Genomic DNA, 11,267 nt, shown 5'->3' on the forward strand with positions numbered 1-11,267 from the left:
CCAGCATGATTCATTTTCAACGTATGGAGGCATTGGGCCGTGAGCTGCTCATCTATCTTCCGCCTTCGTATCATCGGGAGCCGAACAGAAGATTTCCTGTCGCTTACGTCCAGGACGGCGGCGAGCTGTTCGAGATGGTGTCCAATCAGTTGGACCATCTGGCCGCTCAGGGGAAGCTGGAAGAAATCCTGTTCGTCGGTGTGAAGCCGCATAACCGGAATGAGGAATATACGCCTTGGCCGGCCCCGCCTCTGCTGGACAGCTATCCTCCCTTCGGCGGCAAGGGGCGCCAGTATGTAGATGAGCTTGCGGACCGGTTAAAGCCTTATATTGACGAGAGGTATCGAACCAAGCCGGAAGCGGAGCATACAGCCATTATCGGCGGCTCCTTCGGTGGACTCATCTCGCTGTTCGCGGGTTATTGGCGGCCCGATGTCTTCGGGCGTCTGGGAATTCTGTCGGCTTCATTCTGGTTTGAGGGCGTGATGTCCTTCGTGAAGGAGCAGTCTGCGCTGCCGGATTCCCTGCGGGTTTATATGTCGGTGGGCGATTGCGAAGGCATCTATAAATCCAACATTCAAAGGAATATGGTTCCTTATTCCGTAGCAGCGTCAGAGCTGTTCCTGCAAAAGGGCTTCCCTGCCGAACAGCTGCGCTTCGAGCTGCGGGAGGGCGGGACGCATGACAGCCTCTACATGGGGGAGCATCTGCTCCGATCGCTGTCATGGCTGTTCCCCGTTCATGTGGAACAAGCTGCCAAGCCGCCTGTTGCGTTCGAATCGGAAGAGAGCACAGAGGAGTACAGCATTCCGGGCACTCGCCGCTTCGCGATCCGCTCCCGGAAGACAGGAAGGGAATACCATATCTTTCTATGGCAGCCCAAGACTGCTCCCCCGGAGGAGGGCTATTCCGTTCTGTACTCGCTGGACGGCAACGCTACATTCGGTACGCTGGCGGAAGCGATGAGGCTGCAAGGCCGCAAGCCGCATGGGATGGAGCCTCAAGTTATTGTAGCGATCGGTTATGATTCGGAGGATCCGATTGTATCGGGGCCGCGATTCTACGACTATACGATTCCTGCAAGCTTGTCCGAGCTGCCTGCCAGGCCGGATGGCTCCACTTGGCCGGAAGTCGGCGGTGCGGAAGCATTCGCTGCTTTCATCGAGGATGAGCTAAAGCCTGTCATTGAAGGCATGGTGCGGATTAACCGGAAGCGGCAGACGCTGTTCGGCCATTCCTTGGGCGGATTCTTCGCCCTGCATATGCTTTTCAGCCGCCCCGGTTCCTATCAGGGCTATATTGCGGGCAGTCCCTCCATCTGGTGGAAGGGGCATGATCTGCTGAAGCGATGGCCGGAAGTAGAGGACAAGCTGCGCAGCGGAGAAATCGAGGCATCGCTTCTTATTGGCATCGGGTCGGACGAGAAACCGTCGATGGTCGCTGATGCGGAGCGGCTGTATGAGCTGATGCTTCCGTATGCAGGAGAGCGGTTCAAGCTTTGCTACCGGAAGTTCGACAACGAAGGGCATGTATCCGTATTGCCCCCGCTGGTAAGCGAGCTGCTAAGGTTTATCAAATAAAAGGAGCAAGCGGTCATGATGGCCGCTTGTTCCATTTTATCGTTTGCTTTCAACTAGCCGGACAGCAGATTCTTCGCCTGAGCGCTAATCGAGTGCGAACCGGGTGAATAGCTGCCAGAGCAGCTCGCGCCGGCTGTTCACGTTTGTTTTGTCAAAGATCGATTTTAAGTGATCCTGGACAGTATAGGCGGAGATATGCAGCTTGGCGGCAATTTCTTTGGTCGAGGAGCCGCGGAAAATGAGCTCCGCAACTTCCATCTCCCTGGAGGTCAGCGCATACGCCTTGGCGAGCAAGGGGAGAATTTCGGAAGGCTTCGCAAGCTCGAATTGCACGGCGATGCCGTAGCGACCGGCCTCACCGCGCCGATCGTCCAGCCGAATTGCTCGCAGAGTCAGATAGGTGCCGTCCGGAATACGGACGGTAGTGCGGGCTTCACTGCCGGAGACGGCTGCCGCTTTGGCGCATACAGCTTGCAGTGGCCTCGGCATGGCGGATTCCGGCAGCTGCTCCCACTCGCGTAAGTAAGCCAGCCATTCATCCGCGATCCCATTGACATAGTGGGGAGCCAGAGCATCGTCGAGAACCAAGAGCGCAGGCTCTTGCTGAGCTAACTTATGCGATGCGGCTTCCGGTACAGTCAGCGTATAGGTCCGCAGCGCGCGGGCAATCACAGGGGCAATATCCGCTATTCTATCCAGTTCATGCTGCTCGAAGGGAGGGGCATGAGCGGAGCGGAACAACGTCAAGAAGCCCCAGCATGCCCCGTCGTCGGTTAGCGCGGCCCGGAGTTCGTCGATGAAGCCTGCCGGTTCCAGGATGGTGCGATACCGGATGCTTTGCTCAGGCTGTCCTTCTGTAGCGAGCTGCAGGGAGGCGATGGACGGCTGGGTGCTCGCTAGCAGATGATAGGCATGGATGTCATCCGCTCCGTACTCCAGCTCGAACAGCTTGCTGTGAATAGGCTCTATGCCTTCTTCGGTCATAGCTCCTGTAGACAGCAGCGTAATGGGATCGACGGAGGTGCAGCACGCCGCATCGAAGGGCAGGAGCTCACGCAGCAGCGGCAGCAAGCCCTCACGGAAGCTGCGGGCCAGCGGCGAATGGATGCGCAGCGCTTCTATGCGTTTTGAGTAAGAGGCCATATCGGTTCCTTTCTGCCAAACCAACAATCCCATGAATATGGGATAGCGATATAAGGGCATAGCCTTATAATTGAGAATAATTCTTACTACATTGTAAGGGAGCATCGTTGGAAAGGAAAGCGAGGTTGTAAATATGAAGAAGACGGATATTGTAGTGGTAGGCGGTTACGGACATGTAGGGAGCGGTATTTGCATGAGACTGGGCCGTTTATTTCCCGGCAGAGTAATAGCGGCAGGCCGAAGCTTGAAGAAAGCGCAAGCCTATTGCGATCAGACTGGGGGGAGAATAAGACCTCTGGCGCTAAATGTGAACGAGAGGCCAAGCCAAGACTGGTTCGATTCGGTCAAGCTAGTCATCATGTGCCTGGATCAGCAAGATACGGCATGGACAGAAGCATGCTTGCGAAGCGGAACGCATTATGTAGATATATCGGCGAAGGCGCCATTCTTGCGGCAGTTGAAGAAGCTGGACGCCATAGCCCGGGAGGCGGGCTCCACCGCTGTATGCAGCGTCGGACTTGCTCCGGGGATGACTAATTTGCTTGCGATGGAGACGGCAGTTGAACTGGACGAGGTGATGGATATCGCAATCTCCATCATGCTTGGCCTTGGAGAGAAGCATGGCAGGGCCGCAATTGAATGGACGATCGACAGCTTCGTGGGCGCGCCCTTCGAGATTAGAGAGAATGGCCGAGTTGTTAAGAAACGGCCCTTCACCGAGGGAAGGAAGGCGGACTTCGGAATTAGCGGCAGACGAACGGCTTACCGATTTCCCTTCTCTGATCAACTGACGCTAGGGGATACGCTTGGGACGGTGAATGTGTCGACAAGGCTGTGCTTTGATTCCCGGGTCGTAACGAGCAGCCTTGGCGCGATGGCGGCAATCGGGCTTCCAGGTCTGCTGGCCAAGGACGGTATCAAAGCAGCTTTGGCGGATAGCTTCGATCGGTTCAGCTTCGGTTCAGATCGATATGCCGTACGCGTAGATACGCTCGGGACGAAAGGAGGCGAAAGGGTCTGCTCCAGCGCGCTACTGATAGGGCGGGAGGAAGGGGCGGCCACCTCCGCCGCCGCAGCGGCAACGGCGCAATTATTATACACAGGCGAACCGCCCTCGGGCGTCTATCATTCCGAGGAAATCTTCCATCTCGAGGAAGAGAGCGGCTTGCTGCGACTGGCTACGCAAGACGCATGGAGACACGGAGCACATCGGCTCAGGTCGGAGATTGACGGGGCTGAGCTAAAGCGAGATTGGAAAGTCCTTCGGCAGTCAGACACATAGCGGTTTGCATCCATTCAAAAAAACCCCGCAGCAGGACGTCCCTCGACGTCATGCTGCGCGGTTATGCTGTCTGATGGATTATGCGTTATGCGGTATGCAGGGCGGCGCGGCTGCCATCCATCTGCCGCCATAGGCTGCGATAGAGGCCCTCTTCCCGGTGCAACAGCTCGGCATGTGTTCCGGCTTCGACGATCGCGCCGTTCTCCATGGCGACAATGGTATCGGCTTCTTGAACGGTTGTCAGCCTGTGGGCGATGACGAGCACGGAGCTTCCGCGTTCCTTGGAACGCTTGAGAATGGCCTCCATCACTTTGCGTTCCGTCTCGAGGTCCAGCGCGGAGGTCGCCTCGTCGAAGATCCAGACAGGCCGATCAGCGAGGACCGCTCTCGCAATAGCCAGCCGCTGCTTCTGTCCTCCGCTTAGCGAATTGCCATGCTCGCTCATGACGGTATCATAGCCTTCCGGCAGGGCTTGAATGAAACCATGGGCTTCCGCGATCATCGCCGCTTCGATCAGCTCCTCCTCGGTTGCCTCCGGCTTCGCCATAAGCAGATTGTCGCGGATCGACCCGGCATAGAGATAAGGACGCTGCGGCACATAGGAGACAAATTGCCTGGCTTGCTCCGCGCTCTCTATAGTAGCGGCTCCGCATACCTTTACAGTGCCGGCGGTAGGGAAGAGGAGACCGGCACCAAGCTTGGCGACTGTAGATTTGCCTGAGCCGCTTGATCCCACGATTGCCATGAACGAAGCTGGTCTAAGCGCAAGCTTGAACTCGTCAAGCAGAGGAGGGCTTGACGCCCTTTCGTCCGAATGTGCCTGCTTCTCGGCCTCCTGAATTCCGGCATGCTCATCGTAGCCGAACTGCACGTTGTGCCAAGTTAGACTGGCTTCCTGATCGTCTGCTGAACTATTGATTTCCCCGTTATGCTCCGGTTCTTTCTCTGCATTCCATATGCTGGCGATTCGAATGGCGGCGCCTTTGGATTCCTGGATTTGTCCCCATAGCTGCCCCAGTGCGAGCAGCGGATTATAAACTCTCCAGATGAGAATGAAGAATGCCATTAGTGCTCCGATATGAATTTTGCCCTCTACGGCAAGCCAGGCGACGACAAGAATGGTACCCCATGCGATCAGCAATGCGGACGTAACGGACAGTGTTTGGACAAGCGCTTGCCACCACATTCTGCGCATATACAGGTCGTTAAGCTTCTGGCGTTCATGAACGAATCGCTCCGTCATCCATTCCTGGGCATCGAAGGCCCTCAGCATATCCATGCTTTGAAGGGCATCCTGCTGGCATTGCTTCAGCACGCTTTCTTGATCCGCTACCCGCTTGCCGATATTCATCAGCCGATGGCGCAGCAGATGGCTCCCCAGCAGGCATAGGGGCATGAGCAGTATGACACCGAGTGCTACCTGCCATTGCAGCGTGAACATATAGATGCAAGCAAAGATAAGCATGAGAACCTGGGTACCCATATTGTTGAAGATCGTGACCGGCAGGAGAGTAACTTTATTCGAATCCCAGTAAATTCGCTGCTGCAGATCGGCGGAATGTGAAGCTTGCGCTTTCTCCAGCGGCAGCCGCTGCGCATGATCGGCCAGATCAAGCGCAACATTGCGGTGAAGGATACTCATATTGTTTTGCTTGAGATAATGCCCGATCAGTCCAAGCACAGTCAGCACAAGCAGGCCGATGTTAAAGCCGATGAGCAAGTTTCTTACTTTGTCCAGCTCACCCGTCTCCAAGAAATTAAAGTAAAATTCCATCATCATCGGAATAAGGAGGTGAATGACCAGATCGGTCAGGCAGAGAAAAATCGCGAGTACGAATAACGTTCGGCTGCTGCCGAGCCGGCTCCATAGCAGCGGAATAAGCTCCCGGAGGCGCGGAGTGGCGCTTAGCTGCGGCGCTTGTTTCATCAAGCCGTCCTCCCTTCGGTATCGTTGTCCTGCCAGTCGCCCGCTTGAACGAGTGCAGCGTAGCGGCCTTGCATCTGCATCAGCTCATGATGCGTACCAGATTCCATACACTGCCCGTCTTCCACATATAAGATGCAATCCGCATCCCGCACGGTGGAGAGACGATGGGCAACCACAATGACGGTGCGGCCCTTGGCGATGGTACGCAGCGCTTCCTGCATGGCCGCTTCATTGGCGGCATCGAGCGCGCTTGTCGGTTCGTCGAGCAGCAGCACGCGCGGATTGCGGATATAGGCCCGGGCTAACGCGAGCCGTTGCTTTTGTCCGCCGGAGAGTCGCCCGCCGCCTTCGCCCAGACGATGCTCATATCCACCGGGCAAGTCTTTGATGAATGAATGCGCATTGGCGAGCAGGGCGGCCTGCCGGATCTCCTCGTCCGTGGCATTCAGCTTGCCGATACGGATATTGTCAGCGACGGTAGCATCGAGAATTACAGAGTCCTGCGGCAAATAAGCCGCATGGTCGCGCCACTGCTTCCAATTGCCTTCATGAAGCGGGGTTGCGCCATGCCGGATGATGCCTTCATCTGGGGGGTACAGTCCAAGCAGCAGCTTAAGGAGCGTGCTCTTGCCGCTTCCGCTTGGGCCTACGATCGCCGTCTTCTGTCCGTGGCGGAAGGTCGCAGAGAAGCTCTGAAGCACAGGGTTGTCGCCATAACGGAACGTACAGTCCTCAAGGCTGATGTCCGCATCCTGGGCCCATTCCGGCGGTTCATCGCCATTGCCGGATTGCTTGGCTTTGGAGTCGGCCGGTTGTTCCGCCAGTTCCAGCGCACGGCTCGCATGGGCGATGGCATCCTGTACCGCTGCCCATGTATTGGCAATGTGTGCAAGCGGGAAGATGATTCGCTCATAGGAGAGAATGAAGGCCGCTATTGCTCCGATGCCTAGTGTGCCTTGGACGACCATCCAGGCGCCCATGCCGAAAATATAGGTTTGTCCGAAGAGAAATCCAATCATAATGGCAGAATTGGTGACGGCGCGGTACATATCCGTTCGAAGCCAGCGGCGCCTTGTTATCTCCACTTGCTGTACCCATTTCTGATTAAAATCCTTACGTCTATTGAAACTGCGGGTGACCTCCGCACCTTGCAATTGGTCCAGCAAGGCGGCATCCGTCTCGGCTTGAGCCGTGTTCGTCCGCTCTTGATTAATGCGGATAGGCTTACCGAGCATGTTGCTTAACAGCGGTATGAGCAGTGCGGCGACAAGCGCGCCCGCCATAAGCTGCCAGGACAGCACAGTCAGATACGCAAACAAAAACACGATGGACAGAACGTTCTGCACGAGCTCAGGCAGCTTCTCATTCAGTCCGGCTTGTGCGCTGACTGCTGACTGGTTCATCCGCTGAAGCTTGTCGCCGGTATGCCAGCTGTTATATTTCACCAGCCGCATGATGAATAACCCGTTCAAGATATCGCGTTGCAGGTTGAGCGTTGTCCGGTTGGATAAGCGCTGCATCAGGAAGGCTTGCACGAACGAAATGAGAAGCTCGGAGGCGAATATGGCCCCGAACCAGAGTGCCGCTATCGACAAGGCATTGCCGTCCAGCGCATATGCCGCATCGAAGAGCCGCCGCATCGCTTCGGCCCAGCCGACCGGAAGCAGTGATGCGACAATGGCGATCATGCTGACGCCGGCATAGGAGAGCCATTGCTTCTTAGCGCGTCTCAGCATAAGAATAATGATAGACAGGGATCCCTGCTTCGATGAAGTATTCAAACCCGCACCTCCGAAAGTGTTCTATAACCAATAATGTCATAAATGGGCAGAACTTAATAGCCCCTACGGAATGAATGGTGATACATCTTCAGACGGAGATGCGAACGAAGCCGTTTCTGACTTGCATGGGATGAATAAAAAAGAGAGCTGCTGATTTGAGGGGTTATCTCATTCAGCAGTCTCTCGGATTGTGCGCATCTTTTACTAGCAAGTATATTTGCACTCTGGCTCGGTCTGGATAAAGAAGCCGTTTCTGACTTGCGCCGCCCAGTTCTGCAAGCTTCCTTCCACAGCCCAGATACTGACGTGCGGGATGGGACTAGGAAAGGAGATACGTGTATCCATGTATGAACATGACAATTGCAGAATTGGGCGGTAGCTATAGTATTGCAACGGGGGATTGGGCGTATGACTCGAATGACAGAAGCCGAGAAGTGTCGTCAACGGACCTCGAGCTGGCAGGAGGCCCCGTGATCCTAGACGGCATACGAAAGCGGGCAAGAGGCAAGAAGCAGGGTGCGCAGCTCGTTCCAATGCTGAATCGGACATGAGTAGGAGCGGATGATTCCCAAATACAAGTCGATGGCTCCGTTAATAATAGGACGCTGCTTCTCCGGGAGACGAGCCATCGCCCATTCGGCAGCCTCCAGCTTGGAATAAATCAGGCCTGTCTCGCGGTAGGACCAGATGCGCGCCAATGTCAGGGCGCCCATCGCCTCCGCAGCGTCAACCGTTCGCATCTCCGTATCCTCAGTCGCGGATGGAATCATCAGACACTCGGCATCGCTGCGCAGTGAATCCCAAAAGTGCGCCTCCGGCACGGCTGAGGAGATAACGGCAAGGGGCGAACCGTACAAGGCAATGCCAAGCTGCCGGGTAAGTGTTACATGGCAAGCCAAATCAGGATCGGTGAGCTCATCCTTATACCAGAAGCCGCGGTCGTCCCAGTAGGCCATCTCCGCATACTGTTTTCTCCAATAATCGCTAAAGTGAAATTGGTAGGGAGCGGGATGCTTCCATAGCTTGAGATCATCATGCAGCATAATGCTCACTTCGACCGGCGCTGGCGTACGATGAAACATAAGAAAGGCCAGCATGAGCTGATGTCTCTCGTCTGGTGTCAGCGGCCGATTGATGACCACCAGCATATCCAGATCGCTGCGTCCGGGGTGATAAGCGCCCAGGCATATGGAGCCGTGAACGTAGAGGCCAATCAGTGCATCCCCTAAGAAATCATACATATAATTGTTAATGAGGAGAGCTTGGCGCCTGATGTCCGGCGGACAGTCCTCCCAATGTAAACCATTCATTGTGGTTCTCCTTTTCCTTACGGCTGGCGTATTCAAGCTGCCGTATGCGTTTCATATTCTGAACTTTAAAGCAATCCGGCTTGGCCGCGCAAGGTAAAACAAAGGCTATAGTCAATCTCTACCTTGTCTGGATTTCGAGAAGAGCATACAATGGAAATAAATACACATGTTCGTGTTTATCCGGTATACTGAAAAGGCATAAGAACAACAACAGGGAACTAACAATAGATTCATTCAAAGGAGTGAGAAGGCTTGCAATATGAGGTACTGAACAAAGGCGCCTTCGCTATGCTTCGCCTGAAGCTTGATCAAGGCGAACGCGTGAAGGCAGAATCCGGCGCTATGGTATCCATGTCTTCAACGCTTGAGCTAAGAGGCACGACGGACGGCGGTATTATGCGGGGACTCGGCAGAATGCTTAGCGGAGAGAGCTTTTTCTTCCAGGAAGTGAACGCCGCCCGGGGCGGAGGCGAGCTGACGCTGGCTCCCAAGACGCTTGGCGATATAGAAGCCGTAGAACTGGACGGAACGTATACGCTGCTTGTACAGAAGGACGGATTTCTGGCGGGGACAGACGGAATTGAAGTGAGTACCAAAATGCAAAATTTGAGCAGGGGCTTGTTCTCAGGCGAGGGCTTCTTCGTGGTTGAGGTGAGAGGTCGGGGCATGGTGTTTTTATCCTCCTTCGGCGCCATTCATGAAGTCAAGCTGGGGCCGGGTGAAGAGATAGTCATTGATAACGGACATGTGGTCGCATGGCCAAGTACGATGGCCTACAGCATCGAGAAGTCTTCGAAGGGCTGGGTGTCTAGTTGGAAGAGCGGAGAGATGCTCGTTTGCCGGTTCCGCGGGGAAGGGACTGTTCTTATTCAGAGCCGGAATCCTGGCGCATTCGGCAATTGGATACAGCGATACATACCGACGTCATCAAAATAACCGAGATATAACGCGAATAAAGAAGGTCCCTCTTCATCCAGACGGGAGTACCGTACTCATGAAGAAGGACCTGTTTATTCGAGGGTAAGACCGATCGGGCAATGATCGCTGCCCATGACGGCCGCGTCGATACGGACATCTGCAATTGTTGGGGCAAGCCGCTCAGATACAAGGAAGTAGTCGATGCGCCAACCCACGTTTCTCTCCCGCACCTTTGGCATGAACGACCACCAGGTGTAGGCATCCGTGCGATCGGGGTAGAGATAGCGGAACGAATCGACAAAGCCGGATTCAAGAAGCCGTGTCATGCAGGAGCGTTCCTCCGTAGTAAAGCCGGAATTGCCATGATTGGACTTGGCGTTTTTCAGATCAATCTCCTGATGGGCGACATTCAGGTCACCGCATATGATAACAGGCTTGCGGCTGTCGAGTCCCTTGATGTACCCGAGGAACCGATTCTCCCATTCCAGCCGATAGTCGAGGCGAGAGAGATCCCGTCTCGCATTAGGCGTATAGACATTAACCAGATAATAGTGTTCGAATTCGAGCGTGATGACTCTGCCTTCGAACTCTTCGTTATCCTCCAGGCCATACCAGACCGACAAGGGCTCTATTTTGGTAAAGATCGCCGTACCGGAATAGCCTTTTTTCTCAGCATAATTCCAATATTGGCGGTATTGGTCTCCGAGCGGAAGGTCAATCTGTCCGAGCTGGAGCTTCGTCTCTTGCAGACAGAAGAAGTCTGCGCCGGTAGAAGCGAAATAATCCAGAAACCCTTTTTTGACGCAAGCTCGAAGACCGTTCACGTTCCAGGATATGAATGTGGTCATGGTAAGGCTCCTTCTTACGTGTATAACGTTAGTAATAATAGCTGTTGCTTTCCGAAGCGATGAACACGACCGCCAACAAGACGATCAACGAGATAATCCCCCAAAGTATCGTGCCGATAATGCTGCAGACTAGGCCGCCGATCGCAAGACCGCGTCCTTGTTCTTGATCCCCGGATAGCTTGATCTCCTTGAGCGACAATGCGCCGAGGATGATGCCTACGATGCCGGGAAGAAAGCCGATATAAGGAATAATGATCGAACAGATGCCTAGTACCAAAGTGGCAATCGATTTTCCGTTCGTTTTGGGCGGTTGATAATAAGGTTGAAAATGCGGGGGCTGCTGATAGTGCTGTTGCTGCTGCGAATAGCCGCCCGATTGATAGTTTTGTTGTTGCTGCTGGTCGTCATTCTGATAGTGACTCAACGCGGTTCCTCCTTTTGTCTAACCAGGCGATTCGTGCGTGCCTGATCTGTAAAA

9 protein-coding genes are annotated in these 11,267 nt (G+C 54.7%); 3 read left to right on the forward strand and 6 right to left on the reverse strand.

Translation table 11 applies throughout. The annotated features are described in order from the left end of the window. Positions 1-5 precede the first annotated feature (5 nt). Complete coding sequence (locus tag AC0YNW_RS10250) at positions 6-1,580, forward strand: alpha/beta hydrolase (RefSeq protein ID WP_475831858.1); 1,575 nt, start codon at positions 6-8, stop codon at positions 1,578-1,580. Between the two features lie 84 nt (positions 1,581-1,664). Here the strand turns inward: AC0YNW_RS10250 and AC0YNW_RS10255 are convergent, their stop codons facing one another. Further along, positions 1,665-2,723, reverse strand: coding sequence for a helix-turn-helix transcriptional regulator (locus tag AC0YNW_RS10255; RefSeq protein ID WP_475831859.1), 1,059 nt, complete (start codon positions 2,721-2,723; stop codon positions 1,665-1,667). 133 nt (positions 2,724-2,856) lie between these two features. Between AC0YNW_RS10255 and AC0YNW_RS10260 the strand changes: the two genes are divergently transcribed. Further along, on the forward strand, positions 2,857-4,005 hold the full coding sequence (locus AC0YNW_RS10260; RefSeq protein ID WP_475831860.1) for a saccharopine dehydrogenase family protein: 1,149 nt from the start codon (positions 2,857-2,859) through the stop codon (positions 4,003-4,005). An 85-nt stretch (positions 4,006-4,090) separates the two neighbouring features. Here the strand turns inward: AC0YNW_RS10260 and AC0YNW_RS10265 are convergent, their stop codons facing one another. The 3 genes from AC0YNW_RS10265 to AC0YNW_RS10275 form a co-directional block, all read right to left on the reverse strand. Next, positions 4,091-5,932, reverse strand: coding sequence for an ABC transporter ATP-binding protein (locus AC0YNW_RS10265; RefSeq protein WP_475831861.1), 1,842 nt, complete (start codon positions 5,930-5,932; stop codon positions 4,091-4,093). Next, complete coding sequence (locus tag AC0YNW_RS10270) at positions 5,932-7,713, reverse strand: ABC transporter ATP-binding protein (protein WP_475831862.1); 1,782 nt, start codon at positions 7,711-7,713, stop codon at positions 5,932-5,934. The genes AC0YNW_RS10265 and AC0YNW_RS10270 overlap by 1 nt, the downstream gene beginning before the upstream one ends. A gap of 476 nt (positions 7,714-8,189) precedes the next feature. Further along, complete coding sequence (locus AC0YNW_RS10275) at positions 8,190-9,023, reverse strand: aminoglycoside adenylyltransferase domain-containing protein (protein ID WP_475831863.1); 834 nt, start codon at positions 9,021-9,023, stop codon at positions 8,190-8,192. A gap of 252 nt (positions 9,024-9,275) precedes the next feature. Here AC0YNW_RS10275 and AC0YNW_RS10280 point away from each other — a divergent pair, with 252 nt between their 5' ends. Further along, positions 9,276-9,959: a TIGR00266 family protein gene (locus tag AC0YNW_RS10280; RefSeq protein ID WP_475831864.1), complete on the forward strand. Its 684-nt coding sequence runs from the start codon at positions 9,276-9,278 to the stop codon at positions 9,957-9,959. Positions 9,960-10,033: 74 nt separating this feature from the next. Here the strand turns inward: AC0YNW_RS10280 and AC0YNW_RS10285 are convergent, their stop codons facing one another. Both AC0YNW_RS10285 and AC0YNW_RS10290 read right to left on the reverse strand, forming a co-directional pair. Next, positions 10,034-10,789, reverse strand: a complete 756-nt coding sequence (locus tag AC0YNW_RS10285) for an exodeoxyribonuclease III (protein ID WP_475831865.1) — start codon at positions 10,787-10,789, stop codon at positions 10,034-10,036. Positions 10,790-10,817: 28 nt separating this feature from the next. Further along, on the reverse strand, positions 10,818-11,213 hold the full coding sequence (locus AC0YNW_RS10290; RefSeq protein ID WP_387469807.1) for a DUF4190 domain-containing protein: 396 nt from the start codon (positions 11,211-11,213) through the stop codon (positions 10,818-10,820). Positions 11,214-11,267: the final 54 nt, after the last annotated feature.

The organism is Paenibacillus sp. J31R120 (genome assembly GCF_056269225.1).

Coding starts and splice junctions, on each gene's coding strand:
- AC0YNW_RS10250 (WP_475831858.1), top strand. CDS start 6: ATGATTCATTTTCAACGTATGGAGGCATTGGGCCGTGAGCTGCTCATC.
- AC0YNW_RS10255 (WP_475831859.1), bottom strand. CDS start 2,723: ATGGCCTCTTACTCAAAACGCATAGAAGCGCTGCGCATCCATTCGCCG.
- AC0YNW_RS10260 (WP_475831860.1), top strand. CDS start 2,857: ATGAAGAAGACGGATATTGTAGTGGTAGGCGGTTACGGACATGTAGGG.
- AC0YNW_RS10265 (WP_475831861.1), bottom strand. CDS start 5,932: ATGAAACAAGCGCCGCAGCTAAGCGCCACTCCGCGCCTCCGGGAGCTT.
- AC0YNW_RS10275 (WP_475831863.1), bottom strand. CDS start 9,023: ATGAATGGTTTACATTGGGAGGACTGTCCGCCGGACATCAGGCGCCAA.
- AC0YNW_RS10285 (WP_475831865.1), bottom strand. CDS start 10,789: ATGACCACATTCATATCCTGGAACGTGAACGGTCTTCGAGCTTGCGTC.